The sequence below is a fragment of the Adhaeribacter soli genome (assembly GCF_008727925.1).
Taxonomy (GTDB): domain Bacteria; phylum Bacteroidota; class Bacteroidia; order Cytophagales; family Hymenobacteraceae; genus Adhaeribacter_A; species Adhaeribacter_A soli.
This window is the reverse complement of the sequence record NZ_VTWT01000006.1, coordinates 47,463-69,503: the sequence shown is the minus strand read 5'-3', so window position 1 is coordinate 69,503 and position 22,041 is coordinate 47,463. Positions and strand designations below refer to the sequence as shown.

Annotated in this window: 14 protein-coding genes; 9 read left to right on the top strand and 5 right to left on the bottom strand. The window is 47.4% G+C overall.

The window, feature by feature from the left end:
• Positions 1-183 precede the first annotated feature (183 nt).
• A complete protein-coding gene (gene porU2 / locus F0P94_RS11565) occupies positions 184-5,334 on the bottom strand; it encodes a putative type IX secretion system sortase PorU2 (RefSeq protein WP_150904056.1) in 5,151 nt (1,716 codons plus the stop codon).
• Positions 5,335-5,373: 39 nt separating this feature from the next.
• Positions 5,374-6,447, bottom strand: coding sequence for a putative type IX sorting system protein PorV2 (locus tag F0P94_RS11560; RefSeq protein ID WP_150904055.1), 1,074 nt, complete (start codon positions 6,445-6,447; stop codon positions 5,374-5,376).
• Positions 6,448-7,332: 885 nt separating this feature from the next.
• Between F0P94_RS11560 and F0P94_RS11555 the strand changes: the two genes are divergently transcribed.
• From F0P94_RS11555 to F0P94_RS11530, 6 genes are all read left to right on the top strand, one after another.
• Positions 7,333-7,668 (top strand): PadR family transcriptional regulator, encoded by a 336-nt coding sequence (locus F0P94_RS11555; RefSeq protein WP_150904054.1) that lies wholly within the window; start codon positions 7,333-7,335, stop codon positions 7,666-7,668.
• Between the two features lie 5 nt (positions 7,669-7,673).
• The gene (locus F0P94_RS11550; RefSeq protein ID WP_150904053.1) at positions 7,674-10,235 is read left to right on the top strand and encodes a PspC domain-containing protein; all 2,562 of its coding nucleotides are present in this window, start codon (positions 7,674-7,676) and stop codon (positions 10,233-10,235) included.
• Positions 10,236-10,355: 120 nt separating this feature from the next.
• Positions 10,356-10,658 carry a hypothetical protein gene (locus F0P94_RS11545; protein ID WP_150904052.1) on the top strand — a complete coding sequence of 101 codons (303 nt, stop codon included), beginning with the start codon at positions 10,356-10,358 and terminating at the stop codon, positions 10,656-10,658.
• A 582-nt stretch (positions 10,659-11,240) separates the two neighbouring features.
• The gene (locus tag F0P94_RS11540) at positions 11,241-12,086 is read left to right on the top strand and encodes a DUF2092 domain-containing protein (protein ID WP_150904051.1); all 846 of its coding nucleotides are present in this window, start codon (positions 11,241-11,243) and stop codon (positions 12,084-12,086) included.
• Positions 12,083-12,466 (top strand): hypothetical protein, encoded by a 384-nt coding sequence (locus tag F0P94_RS11535; protein ID WP_150904050.1) that lies wholly within the window; start codon positions 12,083-12,085, stop codon positions 12,464-12,466. The genes F0P94_RS11540 and F0P94_RS11535 overlap by 4 nt, the downstream gene beginning before the upstream one ends.
• A 64-nt stretch (positions 12,467-12,530) precedes the next feature.
• On the top strand, positions 12,531-12,899 hold the full coding sequence (locus F0P94_RS11530) for a hypothetical protein (RefSeq protein WP_150904049.1): 369 nt from the start codon (positions 12,531-12,533) through the stop codon (positions 12,897-12,899).
• 450 nt (positions 12,900-13,349) lie between these two features.
• Here the strand turns inward: F0P94_RS11530 and F0P94_RS11525 are convergent, their stop codons facing one another.
• Positions 13,350-13,832, bottom strand: a complete 483-nt coding sequence (locus tag F0P94_RS11525; RefSeq protein ID WP_150904048.1) for a YqhA family protein — start codon at positions 13,830-13,832, stop codon at positions 13,350-13,352.
• A gap of 495 nt (positions 13,833-14,327) precedes the next feature.
• On the opposite strand from F0P94_RS11525, the gene F0P94_RS11520 reads away from it, so the two are divergent.
• From F0P94_RS11520 to F0P94_RS11510, 3 genes are all read left to right on the top strand, one after another.
• Positions 14,328-15,554, top strand: coding sequence for a DcaP family trimeric outer membrane transporter (locus tag F0P94_RS11520; RefSeq protein WP_150904047.1), 1,227 nt, complete (start codon positions 14,328-14,330; stop codon positions 15,552-15,554).
• 162 nt (positions 15,555-15,716) lie between these two features.
• A complete protein-coding gene (locus F0P94_RS11515; RefSeq protein ID WP_150904046.1) occupies positions 15,717-17,255 on the top strand; it encodes an aspartate ammonia-lyase in 1,539 nt (512 codons plus the stop codon).
• 148 nt (positions 17,256-17,403) lie between these two features.
• Entirely contained in the window at positions 17,404-18,540 is a 1,137-nt protein-coding gene (locus tag F0P94_RS11510; protein WP_150904045.1) for a type II asparaginase, read from the top strand.
• Between the two features lie 656 nt (positions 18,541-19,196).
• Here F0P94_RS11510 and F0P94_RS11505 read toward each other — a convergent pair.
• Together F0P94_RS11505 and F0P94_RS11500 are read right to left on the bottom strand one after the other, a co-directional pair.
• Positions 19,197-20,045, bottom strand: coding sequence for a cyanophycinase (locus tag F0P94_RS11505; RefSeq protein WP_150904044.1), 849 nt, complete (start codon positions 20,043-20,045; stop codon positions 19,197-19,199).
• 149 nt (positions 20,046-20,194) lie between these two features.
• Positions 20,195-21,544: an OprO/OprP family phosphate-selective porin gene (locus F0P94_RS11500; RefSeq protein WP_150904043.1), complete on the bottom strand. Its 1,350-nt coding sequence runs from the start codon at positions 21,542-21,544 to the stop codon at positions 20,195-20,197.
• Between the last annotated feature and the right edge of the window lie 497 nt (positions 21,545-22,041).

Here is a 22,041-nt window from a genome sequence, read left to right as displayed (position 1 = left end):
AGAATATCTGAAGCTATGAAGGTAACTATAGCTGCAGTGCTTTGGCCTGTGCGACACAGCCCAAGGAGAATGGTTATCAGAACAGAATAACTATCCATTGCCGTTGACTTCAGTCAACGGCATAAAAAAAGGGAAGCCGAAAATTCAGCTTCCCTTTTACTTTTACGATCATGCGAATATCGTTTACCGCAAAATATAAAGCTTACCATAATCCTTGGTAAAGGCTTTATCGGCGGAAGTGCGGCGGTGTTTCATATCCTCGATAGGAGGTTTATCCATCACCACCCGGTACAGGTAAACGCCATTGGCCAGTTTATCGCCGAACTCATCGGTACCGTCCCAAGGTGCGCTCATATTATTTCCTACCCGTATCAAGCCCAGTTCTTCCTTCTGAATTTCGCGCACCACCTTACCGGTAATGGTCAGGATCTGCACTTTCAGGTTTTTCGGCATATTATCCGGATCGCCGGTAAGCGTGAACACAAAGCGGGTATTGCTCGTGAACGGGTTCGGGTACGGGTAGAAATGCGTGATCGAAGATTCATTCACCACTTCGAAGTTAATGATGTAAGGCGTAACCCCGGCTTCGTTTCCGGAATTGTCTTTGCCCTGCACCGTTAATTTATACTTTCCGTCCGCCAATCCTTTCAGGTTATACTGCACGGTATAGTCCCTTTTATCGCGCGCCGGGTCAGCGGCATCAGGCCTTTGCACCATCTCGATCAATTCCGGGAAATTATCCAGCGGCTGGTCCAGGTTTTCGCCCGGCTTCCGGATAAATACCTGCAGATTGTTCGGGTCGGAAATAAAATTCTGCCGGTCTTCATCTTTCAGGTTAATGCTGATGCGCGGCCGCGGCGAAACAATATCCCCGTCCATAATTCTTACCCCATCAAAAGCCACATCCAGTACCGGGTGCAGGTCGCTTTTGCCAACGGTAAACGGCAGCTCCATAATGTTGTTGAAGTAATATTGCTCCGGCAAAATTTGCGGGTTCACCTCGATCCGGACAATATTGTTCCCTTCCATGCCGCTGGTGGCAAACTTATAATCGAAGAAAGCCATATCGTTGGCAACCAGTTTTTTGATCCTGATCGTGTCCTGAAGTTCTTTCGAACCTGGCTTGGAAGCAATTACTCTCCTTACTACCGTCAGCGAATCGGCAAAATCGTTCGTGGAAATATTATGGAAAGCAAACCGCAGGTTCACCGTCCCCCCGGCTGCCTGTTTCGTTACGTCATATTTCTCCAGACCTACCAGCTCCGGACGCATAATTCCTTCCGGCACGCCCTGGTACAGCACCGACCATTCCTTAAGTTGTGGCGGGGTATGCCCCAGCGTATCGGTTTTGATCAGTTCAAGCTGCAGATACGGGTATTGCTTCGCATCAATAGTAGAAAGGCTTTGCGCCCTGCTTTTGACATCCGGCATAAGTAATTGTCTGGTATTGTTGGTATCGTAGCCATACAGGTTCAGGGTGTACTGGTCGCTGCCCGTTCTGGTAATGGTATGGAAAAGCGTGTTCCACTGCACGGCCGGCCCAATTTTAGTAGAAGTAATTTCTCCTTCCGGTAAATTCCCCTGAATAACCTGTGTAAAGCTGATCGATTGTCCTTTCGGGTTCGGCAGGTTGCGGTCATAGCTCATTTCCTGTAGCAAAGTTCCTGCTGTAGCCCCTTTCTGAGCAACTATTCCAAACGGATAACCGGTCTTCATGGTATCGATCATTCTGGAGCCAAGCTGGTTCTTAATGGCCTGCTTCAAGCTGTTATTCATGGTAGAAAAGGGCACGTTGCCGTAAGACAAAAGCGCTACATAAAAACCATCGGGCACCTTTTGAATAAACTTGGCCAGGGTATCCTGCAAATTGACATTACTTACTGTAAAAGTATAAAAGGCTTTCGGCGGGTCCTGGCCGCACCGGTTGCGCGGATAGCCGGTATATTGCTCCAAACTCCGGTTATCGAAAACGGCAACCATAAAGCGTGGCGCTACGCCTCCGTAGCAATTATTAAAGGCAGCGCTGTTATCTACATACAGACCATAAGGCGGGTACGAAAACACCCCGGTTCCGCCAATGGTCCGCAATTGCAGTTCCTTGTAAACAGGTTTGTATTCCCAGGTGTGCGTGGTCGGGTTCTGGTCTACGTTCTGCTTCCGGGCTTTGGTAAACTGGCCGTAGTGGCTCTGCGACCAGCCGCTCGGACTGTTCGGGATGTACCGGAAAGAACTTTCTGCCCAAATGGTATCTTCCTGCGGTAAAAAAGTATTGAACCGGAAACGCCAGTAATATACCAGGCTGTCATCGGGGCTGGTATTGGGCAATAAGGTCGTATTCCAGATCGGGGTGGAACCCGCTTTCTGCACTACCGCAAACTTCCGGAACGGGCTGTTAAAAGTTGGTACCGTATCGAGCTCAAAATAATAATCCCGGGCAGCCGTCATCAGGTTGGTAGGCTGGCCTACCAGGTCTACGGTTGGCGTAGAAACAATGCTGTATTCCACCGGCAGCAAAGCAGCTATTCCGTTCATGGATAAATAAGTAGTTAACGTTTGGATATTGTTGGTTTCGTTATACTCATCTATCTTATTATCGGAATCCAGCGTTACTTCAAAAATATTATCGCCAAAGCCATCTACCCCTTTCGAATTTATCGCAAAATAATAAACCGAATCATTGTAAACCGGAGGGTACTTCACGACCGGGTACTGGATCACATCGCCATTCGGCAAGGTCCGTTTTACGGCAATATTGATCGAATCTTCGGTTGCTTTACCCAGGTTCTTAACCGCAATAACCACGTCGAATTTTTCATTGTTTGCCGTAACCACCGAGCCCGGCGGATTAGACCTTAGCTGCACACCTTTGGCCTGGAAGGTGTAGTCCGGTTTCTCCGGAGAAAACAACCTGATTGCTGGATCGCCCTGCAGCACCATTTCCGTTACCAGCGTCATATTAAAGTATTCACTCGGCCGGTTAGGGTCTCCGGCAGGGTAAGCGCGTTTAATTACTTCTTTCTGAATATCGCCAATTCCTTTACCATAAAAGTTCGGATCGGCAAAAGCAGTGCTGTAAAAATTGCTGGAAAACCGGTTCAGGTTAGAAGGTAAAGAAAAATTTGAAGATGCAAGGAACAGGATAGCGCCTTTATCCGGCGTTAAGATCCAGTTCTCCCCAAAGGAGAAGTTCTTGGTAACTGAATTCTTTACCTGGAAAGCATCCCCGGCAAAACACCCATTCATCAGGATCATCGGGTACTTACCCTGGTTACTGTACCGGTTTATCGGGTCGGAAACTAAACCAATGTCAATATCGGAAGTAGCAGAAGCGCTGTGGCCAAAAAACGTTATAAGCGAAAGGCCTGCGTTAAGCTCGTTCCTTACGTTAATATTCTCAACAGGCGGCGAACCGGTGGTCCGGAGGATCGATTTAACTTTTGCGCCCAATAGCGGACCTTCGGCCACATTCTTATAGGTATTCAGGTAATTGCTGAACTGCTTAATTTCAGAAGCGCCTTTTCCGCCGCCCAGATGCAGAATATTCTTCCGCCATTCTTCCAGGCCTAAAGCTTCGTGGCTCTTTACTTTATCCAGGTAGGCAATTACATCTTCCGGTGTTTGGGCCGGGATCCGGCCGGTAGCTACTTTAGGGGCAAGCGAGTTATTCTGCCAGTCGGCAGTAAGCAAAACATCCGAGCCCGGGCTTCCGAAGGTTGGAACCAGATCGGCGCCAAGGCCAGAGGTACGGTAATATTCCGGCCGGTTTCTCCAATCACCCGAAGGCGATCCTTCTACCAGGCCAAGCGCTTTTCCTAAGAGCAATAAATATTTAGGCTGGCTGTTGGCAACCATCCAGTTCATGAAATTCCGGATTGCTAACGACGATTTTTCACCGTAATGATATTGGTCATACAATTGGTCGATATTTACAACCAACGGATTATAGCTACCGCCCTGCGCCGAAGCCCGGTAAGCAGCATAATCAGCCGCCGGGTCTACGATTTGCGTTCCTGCAACAGGCTTCCGCAATAAAGGGTGGGTAATAATTATGTAATCATAGTTGTTGGAAACCGTTACCGGAGCGAAATTCGCGTTTTTAAAGGACGGAGGCGTATAAGGCGCCTGGCTGTTGGCAATCAGAATCCGGCGGGGCTTAGGTAAGGGGTCAAAAACAAAACCGATCTGATTACCAGTACCTGAAGCAATACCCTGGGTACGCACCACGTTGTAAGGATCGGTAAAATCATAAGCTACGGCATTGGCCGGTGCATTGTCGAAAATGAAATAGGAAGGATCGGTTTTAACTGAATCGGTTTGAATAAAAGCCGCCTTGTTGTTGAGGTTGTTCGTTTTGGCATAGGTCAGCTTTATATAAGCTATTCGGGCAAACATGGCAGCAGAGGCATTGGTAGAATCCGTTACCGCTGTCCGCAGATAAATGGTGCCGTTGGGATGAATGTCGGTATTTTCCAGTTGCAGTTTATGCCGGCGGAAATGAAAAGCTGGGATGGTAACCACCCCAGCTGCTCCGGTGGCGGCATTGGTCAGCAACCTTTCCGGGCCATTTGGTGGTTTTACAAAAACCTTTATGCCATCGGCATAAAAATAAGCATTCACGATAGCCATTTCCACCATCGGTTTGCGGCCGGTGGTTTCATAGTTTAAAACGGCTTTAATAGTATCCTTCCTGGACCCTTTATATGGTAAATATACCTTCGAACCAAAAGGAGAAGTAGCAAAACCTTCCGATACTTCGCCGAACGGGCTTCGAACATCTACATTCTGATAACCGGTAAAATACTCATCAGCCCGCAGGCGCAGGGCTTCGGCATAGTGGCGCGGTTCCGGCGTTAAGCTGCCTGGTTGCGAAGTTCTCTCCTGCATACGCTTGCCGTTTGCTGTTCCCCAGGTAAGGTAATAAGCGGCGGTATCGGTGTAGAAGCTGTAGTATGGGTTTACGATGTGGGCTTTATTCCGGAAAAAAGATGAATCCAGCTTGCCGTCATTGCGTTGCCCGTAAAAATCGATGTAATCGCCAGCGTTCAGCGTCTGGTCGGCCTGGCCGTTTACATAAATAGCCACTTCCCGGCCCCGGCGGAAGATCTGAAATTTTTCGGGGTTCACGTTGGTGATCCCGGCAGCAGTCAGGTCGTTGTAAGTAAGCCGGTGCATGCCGTTCTTAACTACCTTTATCTTATAATATTGCTGCCCGTAATTTATCCATTCGTTGCCGTAAGTAAGCGTTTGAGCCTGGCCGGAAACGGTAGCAAAAACGCCTAAAAAGGAAAGCAGGAAAAGGAAAAATACGTTGCGAAAAGTATGAATTAACCGCATACGATCTGTAGACTGATTTACAATTATTATTTTCTGTTCTTATTTATCAAAACTATACCCGAGGGATACAATTACGGAAGATACACTGCTGTTGTCGGCCACTTTACTCAGGGCCAGATCCAGGGTAAGTCCTTTCATGGCTACTCCTACGCCAAAATTCGGCTGCGCTTTCCAGCTTTCCCCGCCTTCCAGTTTTTCGAACTGCTGCAGGTTGTTCAGGCCGCCGCGCAAAAACACAATGCCGCCGTAACCAATTTCTGCTCCAATGTGGGGATCTAAAGAAACCAGGCCGGTTTTTACCAGCACGTTCCGCTTTCCGTCAAAAGTCAGGTCCAGGTCGGTGGCAACCAATGCTGTGAACTTACTGCCGATCTTAAAATCGCGGCCTACACCTAAAACTAATCGAGGCAGCGTAACCTCAACGCTGTTTTTAGGCAATTCGTTGCCGGTGGCATTATACGTGTCGCGGAGCTCTTCGGTATTGATAGACCAGGCATTGAACGTAGTAGTGATATCTTTGGCCATTAAACCGAACTTCCAGCGGTTGCGTTCCAGTTGCGCGCCGGCATCGAAACCAAAGCCCCAGCTGTTGGCAAAGTCGCCGATGTGGCGGTAAATGATCTTGGCATTTCCTCCTAACCGAAGGCCCCTGATCAGGTTACTTTTGCGGGCATAGGAAACGAGTAAGGCATAATCGGCTACCGAGAAAAACTGGATGCTGTCGTAGCTGATCACGTTGTTGCTGATCAGGCGGCGGGTGTCGGCAATATCGTCTACCCCAACCCGGATCACCGAAATGGCCAGGGCGCTGGCCGTATCTAAAGGCGTGGCAAACGTCAGGTAATCGTTCTTGATAATGCCGGCAAAAAGTTCGGAGTGCATCCCCACCAGGTTATACTTGTTCTCTAGTTTGGTGAGGCCTGCCGGGTTCCAGAAGCCGGCCGTTGCATCCGAAACGATAGCTGATTGTACGTTACCCATTCCCAAGGCCCGGCCACCTACGCCGATATTCAGAAACTCGTTGCTGTACTTGGGCGCACTAACCTGGGCAGCAGCAGAGGAACTTACCAGTGCAAACGCTGCAACCAGCCATTTCGAAAGTTTTTTAGACATATAAGATTATGTTAGAACTATAAAGCTACCAACGTTTTCTGCATTCACATAAGTACGTAACTGGTAGAATTTGTTTAATATTTTAAAAGAAAGTGCTGACTTTAATGTAAATAATTCATAAATTCTTAAAACACGTCACCTTTTGTTGTTATTATAATTATTTCTTTCAGCCCAAACCCATGCAAGTTAACAAGGTTTCTGTTCACAAATATTAATTTACTTAAATATTCTGGAGGGAAGCAAAACTCCCTGTTTCTTTATAAGGCTATTGTTATCAAATGAAGGCTTTAGAAATCATGGCAGCATAAACCGATAAAAAGCGTTCTCCCCTTTCCGTCATCCTGGATGGATTTTGTGATTGCAGGGCTACCAACCCATCAATTCTTCCAGTGCAAAAAAAGTGATTAGCATCAGGATAAATTTGGAATAAGCTACTCAAATTGTCATCCGAAGAAAATTAAAGGTTCAATGCACTTAATTCACAAGATTCTTCCAGAATGACAAAAAAGAAATCATTAGGTGGTGCAATCAAAATTTGTTCATAAACCTATTAGGCTTCGCTCCAAGGGAAAAATCCCCTCCTCTCCTTTCTATTTCCCTAGCCGCAACTCAACCTCTTCAACCCGAGATTCCTCCTGAAAAAACGCTACCGATTTAAGAAAAAAACCGGTGCACAATTTTTTTTCTCCTTAAACGCAAAAATTTTCCCTTTCGTTTTCCTGCCCAAAATCCCCGAATAAACACCATTCACCGCCATTTTCTCCTTTTTTTCCGAACCTACTTTGCATTACCGCGTAATGATTTTTAAACAGTACCTTGCTTTACATAGTACCTGCTTATATATTTGCATCATCAATTCATTAACCGCTAAAAGCAACATGGCTTATGAAAGTAGAAAACACCCAGGTTCAGATGCGGAAAGGAATTCTCGAATTCTGCATCCTGGAAATAATTGCCCGCGGCGAAGCCTACGCCTCGGATATGCTCGAAGAACTGACCGCTGCGAAAATGATCGTGGTGGAAGGAACGCTTTACCCGCTGCTCACGCGGCTTAAAAATGCCGGCCTCCTGGATTACTCCTGGGTCGAGTCTTCGGCCGGGCCGCCCCGCAAGTACTATAAACTCACCGAGAGCGGCAAGGAATTTCTGGAGCTGCTCCGGTTAACCTGGCGCGAGCTGGTAGATTCCACCGAATTCATTATCAACAAGAAAAAAGCCTAATCCCCATGAAAAAGAATATCAGCATAAACCTGCAAGGCATGATCTTCCACATCGAGGAAGACGGCTACGAAGTACTGAACAACTACCTCAACAGCATTAAAATATATTTTTCCGGGTACGCCGGTCACCAGGAGATCATTGCCGACATCGAATCGCGCATGGCCGAACTTTTCTACGCCAACCTCACCCCTTCCAAACAGGTTATTACCCTGGAAGATGTGCAGGCGCTCATTAAGAAAATGGGCAGCGTAAACGATTTTGCCCAGCAGGATAAAGACGAAGACGAAGCTGAGATCAGAGGGGAAGCGCCAAAAATGATCGGCAGCACCACGTCCGGTTCGTACTCCTCGGCTTCCGGCTCTGATACTACCGGTTCCGCTACCGGCCCGAAAAGACTTTTCCGCGACGGCAACCGCAAAGCCATTGCCGGGGTAGCCTCCGGAATTGCCGCTTATTTCAATACCGACCCCCTCTGGATCCGATTGCTATTGGTTTTCCTGGTGCTGATTGCGCCGGCAACAGCTGGTATCTCGGCCGGCTTCATCATCCTGATGTATATTCTTTGCTGGATTTCCCTGCCCCTGAATTACGATACCCCAGCCGGAAAAGGCGCTTACTCTTCCGCCAATACCACTTCCCGCAAGCTCTTCCGCAACCCCGACGATAAAAAGCTGGGCGGCGTTTGCAGCGGCCTGGCGCTTTACTTAGGCATCGATCCGGCCGTGATGCGGTTGATTTTCCTTATCGGTCTTTTTGCCGGCGGCGCTAGCTTATTGCTTTATATCCTGCTTTGGATCATTCTGCCGGAAGCTAAAACCGTAACCGAAAAAGCCCAAATGCAGGGAAAGCCTTTAACCCTGTCTGGTATTGAAAACTCGCTGAAAAACAGCCTGCAACCGGACGGGGCCAATCAGGAAGAAAGCCCGCTGGTTCGTTTAATATTGTTGCCGGTAAGGCTGATTTCCCAGATTCTGGTGGTACTTTCCCGGGTGCTGGGTCCGGTGCTGAATGCCTTATTGGTAGTAGTGCGCGTTTTTGCCGGGGTAATGTTGATAATTCTGGCGCTTTCGGCCATTGTAGCTTTAGTTTCCCTGCTGCTGGTAAGTTCAGGGGTTATTCAGGATGCCAGCTTTATCGATATAAACAACGTACCGAATAATTTCTTCTTTACCGATTTTCCATTGTTTGGTAAAATTGCCGGCTTCGTGGCAGGTTTAATTCCGGCTATTTTCCTGATCATTTTAGGCCTGGGTTTATTAACCAAACGCTTCTTTATGCGGGCCACCGTTGGCTGGACTATGTTTGCGGTAATGCTGATCAGTGGCTTCATTTTCCTGGCTACTATTATCAGTTACCACAAGAATTTCGAGGAAAACGGTACTTATACGGCCGAAAAAACCTTCCCGGCGGCCAATTACCAAACCATTTCCCTGGATGCCAATAAAATTGAAAGGGTATTTAACGATCATATCGACCTGGAAGTGGAAAGCCACGCCGGCAGCGATATCCGGTTAGTGCAGCAATTCAGCGCCGAAGGCCGCACCGAAGAAGATGCCATAAAAAATGCCCAGATGATGAATTACCGGGCCGTGCAGAAAGATTCTTCCCTGATCTTAGATAACGGTTTCACTTTTAAACCAAACGCTATTTACCGCGATCAGGACCTGAGCTTAAAACTGCTGCTGCCGGAAGCCAAAACGTACCGTATTTCCTACGACCTGGCCCGGATGCTGCCGGCTTCGAACTTCGACCTGAATTACACCAACGACCAGATCGCCAAACACACCTGGAAAGTTAAGAATAATATATTCAGCTGTGTAACCTGTACCGCCGCCGATTCTGCCGAAGTGAAAGAACGCAACAGTTCCGGTTACGACCCGGACAGCGACAGCGACAACGACTTCTTGAAAACGGCCGATGAATTCGGATCGTCCACCCGCAAGCTCGAAGCTGCCGGTTTCAAAAAGGTATCGGTAGTAGGCCCATTCTATGTGAAGATCACGCACGGCGCCACCTTTAATGTAAGTGCCCGCGGCGATGCCAAAGACCTGAAAGAAATGCGCTTCGAAGTGGAAGGTACGGAGTTATCGATCTATCCGAAAAAATCCGGTTTCAGCCTGGGCGGCAACCACATGGACCCGATCTACATCAGCATTCAGATGCCCGACCTTTCGGAAGTTTCCCTGGTGGGCGCTTCCACTGCCGAGATCGTTGGTTTCAAGCAAAACAAATTAGTGGTAAACCAGACCGGCGCTACCAAAGCCTTTGTCCGCGCCGAAACCCAGACCTTGGAAGTAAACCTGACCGGCGCCTCTAAAGCTATTCTGGAAGGTACTACCCGCAACCTGGAAGCCGACATTATTGGCGGTTGTGAACTGAACAGCCTGAAAATGCAGGCCGACAACGCCAACCTGGATGTAACCGGCGGTTCCGAAGCGCACGTGCACGTTACCCGTACGCTCCGGGGCGATGTAACCGGCGGCAGCGAACTTACCTACACCGGCAACCCGGAAACCATAAATGTGGATGAGGCCGGCGGCGCCAGTGTAAACCGCCGGGAAATCTAAACGCTACCTTTTTGCCCTAAAAAGTGCGGCTGTCAATTTTTCGGCAGCCGCACCTCAAAGGCCTTTGCCAATGAAAATCAGCGCTTAACTTCCTAATCTTTAAAATTCACAAATAAAACTATGAAAAATAATTCCTTCTTTCTAGTTTTGCTGCTGTTACCGGCCGTGGCCTCTATTTCGGCCTGTTTTGAAAGAACCGGTAAAACTGCCCCTATCTACCCAAACAAACTGATTTCTTTTGCCACCTGGCAGGAAAAACCCAAAATAGAATGGAACCTAAACCCGCAAACCGAACGCGGCAAAATTACCTCTGAAATAAATCCCTTGAATACCGAATTCCAGAAGCTGAACCTTTACCGGGAAGCCGTGCTCCGGGGCGAAATTGTAATGGGAGTAACCGGCCTTAACCGGGTTGCTTTGTAGAAGAAGCTCTGAAAAGGCAGCTTAAAAATCATTTACGCCGTAAAAGCCTGAATACTACATTTATACAACATAAAAAGGTGCAAACAAAGCGGTGGTAGCCGCGGCGCCTTTTACCGGAAACCCCTTGAACAAAAATATATTGTTTGTTTTAGGTGGTTGTACAGTTTACTACCAATCAGCGCCGCCTCCCTGAGACGGCGCTGATTTTTTTATACCCTTCTTAATAGGTAGCATTTTACCCAAAATTCGCCTCTACCTCTTACATATATTGTACTTACCTTAATTTCAGGTGATATCGTTTCTTGTTTAGGCATTTGCTTAAAACCATTCGCGTAATCAAATATTAAATTACGACACCTCCTTTATCCTCATCTCCTAAACAGTTTCAAAAACCAATAGGATCGTCATCACTCCTTATTTAATAAATGCAAAATAAACTAACAATTATATTATTTGGTCAATAGCAAAATTCACCAAGTAAAGGTTCAGCCATTTAACCGAATAACCTGTTAAAAATACAAGCTACCGCTCTTTAGGGCAAGGCTATCCCATTGTCGGTTTTTCACTTCTTACTTTATAACTATGAAACAGGCTAATCCCAAACAGGTTGTTGCCCTCCGATGGCTTATTTTCTCACTGGTGCTTTTCGGCTTAGGAAGCATGAGCAGGGCCATGCTAGCGGGCAGGCCTGCAAAAAAAGAAGCTGGATTAAACAAGGTTCAGCAACAAAACCCAAAGGTCGACAAACAAGCAGATAGAATCTTGAAGCAAATGAGCGATAACCTCACCGCCATGCAGCAGTTTTCCTATACCTCTACCGGCAACTTTGAGGTGTTGGATAAAAACAACAAAAAGCAAAAGCAAAACTACCGCGCACAGGTGTTTGTTAAACGCCCCAATAAAATGCGGGTGAATGTAAAAAATGAAAACCGCGATGCCTCGGTATTTTATGATGGCAGCAAGTTTACCGTACTGGGCAGAAATGCGAACATGTATGCCCAAGCCGATGCCCCTCCAACTCTGGATGCCGCTTTGGATTCCGCCCGCGAGAAATTCCTGATGGACCCTCCCGGTTCCGATATTCTCTACTCCGATCCCTACACCGGTTTAATGGAACTGGTAACCCAGGGCCAGCTTTTAAAAGACGAAAATATAAACGGCAAAGCCTGCCACCATTTAGCTTTTAAAAGCCAGGATGTAGACTGGGAAATGTGGGTCCAGAAGGGAAATACAGCGTTGCCGCTCCGCTACAAGATCATCTCCAAAAACGAACCCGGAAAACCCGAATTCACCGTGGATTTTTCCGACTGGAAACAAGGAAGCGGGCCTGAATTCGCCGATCAGCAATTTACGTTTGTGCCGCCGGCAAATGCCAGGAAAATACCGTTCATGCGCCTCGGAGATGCCCCTAAAGTTTCACAAAGATGAAAAAGTTAACAATTAAGCAGGTAAAAAAATATGCGGGTTTAGTTGCCGCATTCTTCCTCTCGCTGCTGGCAACGGAAGAAATACTGGCCCAGTTTATAAGCAACGGGGCCGCCCGCGCGAATGTACGGGGCACTTCCCGCCGCACCGCCCGGCGGGTGAACCGCCGGCACGACTATTTTTATGGCGGCCGGTACGGTGGCGGATATTATGCTGCACCGGTCGGCGCCGCAGCAGCCGGGGTGGCTACCGCGGCTGTACTCACTTCCCTGCCCGGTGGCTGTTCCCCTTACCACAATTACTACAACTGCAACGGCACCTATTACGCCCCGCAAATGCAGGGCACCGAAGTGGTCTACATCCTGGTAGATGCAGACGATTGATCCAGCACAATAAAAAAAATGCTGCCTACAGCATAGTAGTTGAAAACTGAAAACTTAATTGAAAATGAAAAAAATATCGAAAATACAGCTCAAAAAATACCGCACCTTACTGGCTGCTTTCTTTCTGATGATGCTGGCCTCGGAAGAGCTCCTTGCCCAGTTCGTCAACAACCAGAACGCCCGCATGGATGTGCGCGGAACTTCCCGCCGTACAGCCAGGCGGGTAGACAGAAGGCATGACCGTTGGGAAGGACCAGATGAAGTATATGTTGCGCCTGCACCAGCCGCCGCCGCAGCAGGAGCCGCAGCGGCGGCAGTGCTCTATTCGCTACCAGCCGGCTGCATCGATCAATCGGGGATATTTGACTGCAACGGTGTTCGTTACCAGCCACAAATGCAAGGTACTACGGTAGTCTACGTCCAAGTACAATAATGCTTCACAACGGTATGCAACCTGCCGGAAAAAGGGTAGTCCATAAAAAAAAAGATACGGAAATATTCAATAAAACAAGCCCGGTCCGGCGCTGCAATAAGTTCCGGCCCGGCTTTCACGGAAGCGGGCAACCTGGTAGTATGAGCGTACCAAGTTTCCCGCTTCCGTAATTTAAATGGGCATCATCCGCAAAGCATTATCGCTAAACAATTTCAAATTCATCATTATTTACGTCTTCAATTCGTCAAAAGTAAAGGCAACCGCCAAATAACCGGACTTCCCATTTTTTCCGCCGCTTTGCCTTGGTAAAAGTGCCTTTTTACGATTTGGATGCGATAAATCTGAAGCGTTTTGAAATAAGCCGGCCCCTTTTAAAAAAGTACAGGAAATGATGCAGAAAAGTATTCCCTGCAAAACACCTAATCAGCCTATTTCCTGCACCCGTAAACGCTATTCTTTCCGCATAAAATACAGGCTTACGGATAAGATCAGGATAATAACAGGCAAAATCAGGGCATTCCAGCTTAAACTTTCCATAACCGCTCCTTTGTCGGCGGTAGTATTAACCACCAGGGAAATAGTGTACACTACTAACGTTACCATAATGGTTTCCCAGAGCAGCACCTTCAGTTCCTTTAAGTTTTCGATCTGAAGCCACCCAGGCAGATCTACGGAGCTATGTTCTTTTACGAAGAATAGCTTATAAATTCCTAAGCTAAAGATCATAAACACAAAAGCGATCAGGAACCTGTCCAGCGCTTCCATGAAATAAACCCCGATCAAAATCTTTTCCCCCGTCATTAATTTCCTGAAAAAGACCATGAACCCGTGAATAGATTCAATTACGCCGGAGATCAGAAAAAAAATAGAATCCAGGAAAGCAAAAATCACCGCTATTATATAAATGTAGCGAAGGCGCAGGAGGTTTTTCATTTCGGGGCAGCGCTTTATAATGATAAACAATTGTTCACAAATAAATCCGCGGAAGCCCAAAATGTTTAAAATACATCCGATTAAACAGGAAAAAGCAGGAATCTGGTAATCGAATAGCTAAATTTTCGACCGGAATTTGAATTTAACCCACAAACTTTTGTCGTTTACGCTTGTTTCCTTTCCGGTAGCATATTCATTTCAACCTGCTCCTGAAGCAGCTTTCCGGTTCATTTTTGATTTAACTTAATATCGATCCGCATCCATTTTCAGTAGTAACCAGCTTTACAAAATATCAGATAAATAAACGGGGCTTACAGGTGTGAAATACACCTTTAACTTAGTAAAACATCAGCCCATAAGGTTTTGAAATTTGTTCTTTATTCAAAACGCTCCACCTGTCTGGTTGCATAATCAGCTAATAACAGAGTCTTTAAATTGAGAAGACCGATCCAGGTAACACTCTTTCTCAAAATTTAACCAATAATATCATAAACTATGAGGAACCCGATACTTTTATTTGTCGTCATAACGTGCCTTTTCGCGCTGCAGGCTTCCGCCCAGGAAGTAGAACCGCAGCCGGAAAAGCAGGTAAGTATGGAGATCTACGGCTTTACAATGACGGATGCCGGTCACGATTTCAAACAAGTAGACCCTGCCTGGTTCGATGTGCTTCGGCCCACCAAACTGCCTGCCTTTAAAAACGAGTTCGGCGCCAATGGCGAAACTTATTTCAGCGTGAGGCAAACCCGTATGGGCGTAAAAGGCTATCTTCCTACCAGATTCGGCGAACTTAAAACCATTTTCGAATGGGAATTATTCGGCACCGGGGTAGATGCCGGCCAGACTACCCTCCGTTTGCGGCACGCTTACGGTGAACTCGGCAAGTGGGGCGCGGGCCAATACTGGAGTCCTTTCATGGACATCGACGTTTTTCCCAATACAGTGGAATACTGGGGGCCGAACGGGATGGTTTTCTTCCGCAACGTGCAGATCCGCTACATGCCGATACAGGGTGATACCCGCCTTACTTTTGCCCTGGAAAGACCGGGAGCCAGTGCCGATCAGGGTCTTTATGCAAACCGTATCGAGCTGGAAGGCGTATTTCCTCAATTCCAGTTGCCGGATTTTTCAGCGGAATACCGGTTTGGGAAGAAATGGGGCTATGTAGAACTGGCTGGTATTGTCCGGCGCATGGCCTGGAAAGACCTTAACAACGATGCCTTCGACCTGAGCGGTCATGCCACCGGCTGGGGCTTAAACCTGAGCTCGGGCATTAAATTCTTCAAGAAAGACATTCTCCATTTACAGGCGGTTTACGGCGAAGGAATCGAGAACTACATGAACGATGCCCCGGTAGACGTAGGGGTTCAGAACCAATTCAACAATACGAGAACACCTGTTAAAGGTGTAGCTTTACCGGTTCTGGGCCTTGTAGCATTCTACGATCGTTACTGGTCCGATAAGTTCAGCAGCAGCCTTGGCTATTCCATGGTTGATATCGATAATTCCGATGCCCAGGATCCCAGTGCCTTCAATAAAGGATCTTATGCCATAGGCAATATCATATACTATCCAACTGCTAACGCCCTTATGGCGCTGGAATTCCAATGGGGCGACCGCAAAAATTTCAAGGATGGCTGGAAAACCAATGATTACCGCATCCAGGTTTCCTTTAAATATAACTTCAGCCAGAAATTCTACCACGAACCTACTACTCCATAATCATCCGGTTTGCTTCCTGCCCAGCCTTAGCAAAGACAAAAAACCTGTGCCCTATTGCCTGAAAAGTTCCCCGGAAACGCTGGCAAATTCAGGGGAAAAAGTCAGGGCTTTGCCGGCAACCTGCCAGTTATCCAAATTTTTCAAAAGTTTAATTTCCTGTTCATGAATATAAAATTACGTTACATAACTTTTTTGCTGGCACTCGTCAGTATTTGCGGGAATTCGCTTTTTGCCCAGAACACCCGTACCGAAAAAGACTTATTAGGCGAAAAGCAGATCCCAGCCGATGCCTATTACGGCGTGCAAACGGCCCGGGCGCTGGAAAACTTTCAGGTTAGCGGCGTTCCCACCAGTTTCTATCCGGATTATGTACGCGCCTACGCCATGGTAAAACTGGCTGCTGCCCGCGCCAATGCCGATGTAGGCCGGTTAAGCAAGGAAAAACTCGCTGCCATTGAAAAAGCCTGCCAGGCCGTGATCGATGGAAAATACCATGAGCACTTTCTGGTGGACCTGTACCAGGGCGGCGCCGGCACTTCGGCCAACATGAACGCCAACGAAGTACTGGCCAACATTGCGCTGGAAATGATGGGCAAAAAGAAAGGCGAATACCAGTTCATCGAGCCGCACGACGACCTGAACATGGGCCAGTCCACGAACGATGTGTACCCTACTACCCTGCACGTGGCCATGCTGTTGCACAACGATAAAGTAGTAAAGGAAGCCAAAGCCTTGTCGGCGTCCTTTCATAAAAAAGGCGATGAATTCAAGAATCTTTTAAAATTAGGCCGCACCGAAGGGCAGGATGCCGTACCCATGACCCTGGGTCAGGAGTTTCATGCTTTCGGGAATCAGATCGACGCTGCCATCGATGCCCTGGTTAAAACCGAAGCCTACCTGTACGAAGAAAATATGGGCGCAACGGCCATTGGTACGGGCATTACTGCCTCGCCGGGTTACGCCGAAAAATGCGCCATGCACTTGGCTAAAATTACCGGCAAACCAATGCACTTAAGCAAAGACCTGGTAGCGGCAACGTCCAGCATGCAGGGCTTTGTAATGTTCTCCGGCGCGATGAAAAACCTGGCCGTAACCATTTCCAAAATTTCCAGCGACCTGATCTTCCTGGCTTCAGGGCCGCGTACGGGCATCTTCGAAATAAACCTGCCGGCCCTGCAGCCGGGTTCTTCCATTATGCCGGGCAAAGTGAATCCGGTTATGCCGGAACTGATGAATGAGATCTGCTTTAAAGCCGTGGGCAACGACATGACCGTGACCATGGCCTCTCAGGATGGTTTATTGCAGTTAAATGCTTACGAACCCGTTGTAGCCGTTGCCATCATGGAGTCGCAGGGTTTGTTCTATAAAGGCATGCCCTTGTTCCGGACGCAATGTATTGAAGGCATCACGCCCAACGAAAAAGTGCTGAAGCATTACATGGACCGCAGCGTGGGTATTGTAACGGCGCTTAACCCGGTTTTAGGTTACGATAAAACCACCGAACTGGCAAAAGAAGCTTTAGAACAGGACAAAGGCATTCTGGAACTGATCAAGGAGAAAAACCTGCTCACCGACGCCCAGATCAAAGACCTGATGGACCCGGCCAAACTTACCAGCCCAACCGGCCCGACCGGTGCCACCCAGGTAGCCGCCAAAAAAACTTCCGACACCAAGAAGAAAAGGAAATCCAAATCGAAATAAGCAACCAGACTAAAATTACCGCATGATCTGAAGGAAACCCGGCTATGTGTCCTTTTGAATTATAGAACCTTATGCATTTCCAGTCTGAATACGAATAGCCAGACACCCATGTCTCTTTACTTCATTCACGCTAAAGCTACTCATTCCTATGAAAAATCTTAATACTTATACCATTGCTTTGCTGGCTTGTGCGTTGCTTCCAGCAGATGGCATAGCCCAATCAGGCCACGGTCAGGTTGCACTGGCCCTGACCGAAGGTCCTAAAACTGAAAAAACAGCTTCCGGCGAGAAAAAACCAGCCCTGCCCAATGTAGTAATTCTGGCTACCGGGGGCACCATTGCGGGGGCAGCAGCCACCGGTACCCAGGCGGGTTATACATCCGGCCAGGTAACCATCGATGCCATGCTGGATGCTGTGCCGGATGCCAAAAAACTGGCCAACATAAAAGGCGAACAAATCTCGAATGTCGGTTCGCAGGACATGAGCTTCGATATTATGATGAAGCTGGCCAACCGCATAAACGAACTTACCCGATCCGGCACCGATGGCATTGTAATTACCCACGGCACCGATACCATGGAAGAAACTGCCTATTTCCTGAACCTGGTAGTTAAAACTGATAAGCCGGTGGTACTGGTAGGATCCATGCGGCCAAGTACCGCCCTGAGCGCCGATGGCCCATTGAACCTTTATGACGCCATAGCAGTAGCTGCCGATCCGAACGCAAAAAACCGGGGCGTGCTGCTGGTAATGAACGACTGGATCCACTCGGCCCAGAACCTGGTGAAGGTTAGTACCACTTCCGTGCAAACTTTTATGTCGCCTCTGATAGGCCTGATTGGAACTTCTGCCTATGGCAAGAACAATTTCAACCGCTACCCGGACAGAAAATTCGGCCAGAAAAGTGAGTTCTCTATTGACGGCGTGAAAACCTTACCAAGAGTGGAGATCGTTTACGGCTGTGTAGATATGGACGGGGGCATGATTGATGCTGCGGTAAAAAATAAAGCGAAAGGCATTGTAATTGCAGGCGTAGGCAACGGCAACATGACCAAAGCCGCTTTAGACGCAGCTAAAAGAGCCACTAAAAAAGGAGTAGCCGTGGTAAGAAGTTCCCGCGTGGCAACCGGCGAAGTTGGCCGCGATGTGGAAGTAAAAGACGATGAATACGGCACCATCGCTTCTTACGAACTGAACCCTCAGAAATCCAGAATATTGTTAGCCCTGGCCTTGCTGAAAGACCGGAAACCGGAGGACTTGCAGCGTATTTTCCAGGAATATTAATTAACTGACCTTACGCAAGTTTCTTGAGGCCCCCCTCCAAAGCAGAGCTATTTCATTCTGGCTAATGACTATCCCCTTGAGGGGATTATAGGGGTGTTAAAACGTTATTTTGATTAATACCTGCAGGCGTAAACACCCCTCTGATGCTCAAGGGGAGAATCCGCCAGAATGAATCAACCCTGCCCTCCAAAGGGTGACTTTTCCCCTGCTTGCGTAAGGTCAGTTAATAACTGACCTTACGCAAGCAGGGAATCAATTATGTAGTGGACTGATTCTTTCCGCGATCAAAAATCCATTGCCGTCTGCTTTAGCTGACGGATTTCAGGAAAACAAATTAATGGCTTTAGCCTAACCGGGTTTCTCTGAACATGAGTTGTTTGGCATAAGCCTTATTTGCTGTTCTATTTAACCGTGAGATAAAGCAGACGGCAATAAAGTACAACAAAGCCGGCCGATAGAGCTGTTTCCAATCTAATAACTAATGTGAGACAGATCAGGTCTTCAATAAAAAGACACCTTGCGTAACGTCAGTTATTAAACCCGGCAACTTTATTACTACATAATTCATGGTAAGAATTGTCTGCAAAAACAGGTAGTTTTCACCCCTAAAACGCTATGCTTTTAAGCCTGAAAAGCAGTTGAATTGGATAATTATTTTAATTAAGCTTTGAAGTAACATCAAGCTTTTCGCCTTTAGGCAGAATGTGCAGGATTATGTGTTGCAAGCTTATTCGGTCGCCATGCAAAATATCCGGAAAGTTGTTTTTGGTTAACTGCCGGCCATTAAAAATTACAACCAATCCGGAGCCAATGGTTTCTATGGTTTTGTTTGCGCTGATCAGAATAGCCGAATCTTCATCCAGGCCAACGCCTATATGGTCTGGAAAGGCTGCCACTGCTTCTGCCAACCGAAAAAATCTTCGGCGAACCATAAAATGCGTATCGATAATTAACCGGTTCAGCAAGCCTAAACCGGTTCCCGTATGAACGGTGCCTTTCACCATCGGGCCGGATTCTATATTTCCCGTGATCATTACCTGGCTCATGCACATAGCGCCGGCGCTGGTACCGGCAATCAGGAAATTCTCTTCGTCGCGGTAACGTTCCTGGATGATCCGGAGCGCTTTGGAACCAGAAAAAGTACTTACCAGGCGGCTTTGGTCGCCCCCGCTTAAAAGCAGGCCATCCGCCTTACGCAAACGTTCAAGCACCTCCGGGTCGTTAGCATCGGCGGGCACTTTTATGTGCATTATTCCTACCTTTTCTACCTGCAGGTTTTTAAAGGCTTTCTGATACATTTCGCCCACCTCTTCGGGAATCTCCGAAGCAGTAGTTATTACTTCAATCTTCGGCTCATCTTTCTGTAGGGTAACCAGGAAACGCTTCAGCACGCCTTCCGCAGCAAAGGAATTTTTCCGAGCCAGATCTTCTTCCGATAAGTTTTCATAGTCTCCTTTGTCTTCATGGCCGCCAATTATTAACAGTTTTCCTTTTACGTCCTTCATATGGAATATCTCTTTGTAAAATTGTTTGTGCAGCAATAATTTGCCGGATTATGAAAATAAATCCAAACCGGCTTTTCAGGCCTGAAATCCTACTGTTTTTTAGTTTTGGTAATTATGATGATGATAGCAATTTGGTTTTCAGCTTTAAATCATAATTGAAACTGAATGCGGCCCTGGAAAAACTGGGTACCACCTTCCAGCCCCAAACGATCGAGTTCGCCATACCCATAACCAATTTCCAGCCGTATGTTGTCGGACATGTGCCAGTTCATCATGGGCGTAATCCGCCAGAATTTTCCGCCAGAAATCCCTTTATCATCCAGATCGATATAGGAAATGCGGAGAACAGCTTCAATGGCTCCCGGCCCGCCCTCAAATACGGTCCGGTTCGGGGAGATCCCTTTAAAAAATCCGCCGGCGGTATTATAGGCGCGGGTTTCTCCGGTTATCAGCCAGGTAGCTACAATGTCGCCGCCATGGAAACGCGGATTGCCTTTTTCCGGCGCTTTTGCATCCATAAACCAGTATTCCGAACCAAACAGCCAGGGTCCGTGCCGGTAGTAAATTTCGCCGCCGTACATAAAGGTCTGCGTGGCCCGGAATTTTTTTGTATCGACAAAATACGGGGCCGTCCAGGATTCCGGCCGCGATCTGAGCTGCAATGTATCCTTATCTACATTTCCCTGCCTGAGATTAATGCCGATATGAAAAACCTTGCGCTCCGGGTCCGATAGAATTGGCAGCCACATAATCCGGGCAACTACCTGGTTGTCGTAGGAGGAAAATGCCTGATTTTCGTTAAATTGGTCAAAAAAGTAACCGACATTCCAGCCGATTCTTGACCCTGGCAAATATGCATAATATTTAATGCCATCGCCCAGGATCGGTATGGTAGCATCGCTCATGGTAGAACGTTCCATGGTCCAGCCGGCATAACCCACCATAACTTTGTTCAGCGAAAAACCTTCTTTGGTTCGGCCAATAAAAAAGCTTCCCCGTAGTTCGGGCACCCCAACCATGATCCCCGTTTCCCGGAACAACCACGATTTTGTGGGCTGGTTATACATAATACCCATGGTATAGGTAACCGGATGCTTCATTTTATCGGGCCCGAACCGGCCTTTAAACAGGAACCTGCCATCGCGGAATTTTATATCCTTTTTCAGATCGCCAACCTGTTCCTTGCTTTGGGCATCCTGCTCATAAGTGGCTACGTCGTACAAAAGCCCGCCTCCCAGCCGTATGCTGAAATAAGGCCCTGAATACTCATTCCATTTAATCAGCTGGCGCCGGGGCGTTTCAATATCGGCTTCATCGCCGGCCTCAATTCTCCAGAATATGGTAGAATCCGGAGAGATGGCGGTGGTATCCTGGGCATAAGTAAAAAGGGGGAGCCGAAGCAGTAAAAATGCCAGGGTAACAATTCGGAACAGCACTAAAACATACCGGGTTGTTCCTGAATGCTGCAGCAAAACGAATTGGAGATTAGCGTAACGCATAGCTTTGGGATTACTGTAAAAAAAACAGGTTCATTTAGCTTTTCCCGGAATAGTCAACTGGCATCAGAACCTTTCAGAAGCCTGTACTTTTTAAATCAGAGATCAAAAGCTGTATTCCGGTTCTGAGAATCGCTATGGTTTTAGGTAAAAAAGTATCGTTCTTATTCCTAACCGGCCCCCGTTGTAATTGTTCGGTTTTGTAATTCCCGAATGTTAAGGGTTTTGTGAATCTGCCTGAAAAGTTACCGGATGCAGCAAATCAAATAGTTAAACCGGCCGGAATGATCCTCCTTTTAAAAGTATAAATTCTTATTCAGCATCAATTTGCCTGATGCCGCTTCCGATCGGCTTTCCAGATAAAGTGGCTGAAAAATAGGGAATCAATAAAATCCAGCTAAAACATTCTTTTGTAAGCCCTGTTGTTTTGCTATCAGGCACAGGTGAAGCACTGAATGCAGTGCCTGCATTTCTGAATGTGCCCTCAAACGCCTTCCAAC

Excerpts from the sequence above, each read along its gene's own strand:
- F0P94_RS11545 (WP_150904052.1), top strand. The coding sequence starts at position 10,356 with ATGAAAAATAATTCCTTCTTTCTAGTTTTGCTGCTGTTACCGGCCGTG.
- F0P94_RS11525 (WP_150904048.1), bottom strand. The coding sequence starts at position 13,832 with ATGAAAAACCTCCTGCGCCTTCGCTACATTTATATAATAGCGGTGATT.
- F0P94_RS11530 (WP_150904049.1), top strand. The coding sequence starts at position 12,531 with ATGAAAAAAATATCGAAAATACAGCTCAAAAAATACCGCACCTTACTG.
- F0P94_RS11510 (WP_150904045.1), top strand. The coding sequence starts at position 17,404 with ATGAAAAATCTTAATACTTATACCATTGCTTTGCTGGCTTGTGCGTTG.
- F0P94_RS11515 (WP_150904046.1), top strand. The coding sequence starts at position 15,717 with ATGAATATAAAATTACGTTACATAACTTTTTTGCTGGCACTCGTCAGT.
- F0P94_RS11560 (WP_150904055.1), bottom strand. The coding sequence starts at position 6,447 with ATGTCTAAAAAACTTTCGAAATGGCTGGTTGCAGCGTTTGCACTGGTA.
- F0P94_RS11520 (WP_150904047.1), top strand. The coding sequence starts at position 14,328 with ATGAGGAACCCGATACTTTTATTTGTCGTCATAACGTGCCTTTTCGCG.
- F0P94_RS11500 (WP_150904043.1), bottom strand. The coding sequence starts at position 21,544 with ATGCGTTACGCTAATCTCCAATTCGTTTTGCTGCAGCATTCAGGAACA.
- F0P94_RS11535 (WP_150904050.1), top strand. The coding sequence starts at position 12,083 with ATGAAAAAGTTAACAATTAAGCAGGTAAAAAAATATGCGGGTTTAGTT.
- porU2 (WP_150904056.1), bottom strand. The coding sequence starts at position 5,334 with ATGCGGTTAATTCATACTTTTCGCAACGTATTTTTCCTTTTCCTGCTT.
- F0P94_RS11550 (WP_150904053.1), top strand. The coding sequence starts at position 7,674 with ATGAAAAAGAATATCAGCATAAACCTGCAAGGCATGATCTTCCACATC.
- F0P94_RS11505 (WP_150904044.1), bottom strand. The coding sequence starts at position 20,045 with ATGAAGGACGTAAAAGGAAAACTGTTAATAATTGGCGGCCATGAAGAC.
- F0P94_RS11555 (WP_150904054.1), top strand. The coding sequence starts at position 7,333 with ATGAAAGTAGAAAACACCCAGGTTCAGATGCGGAAAGGAATTCTCGAA.
- F0P94_RS11540 (WP_150904051.1), top strand. The coding sequence starts at position 11,241 with ATGAAACAGGCTAATCCCAAACAGGTTGTTGCCCTCCGATGGCTTATT.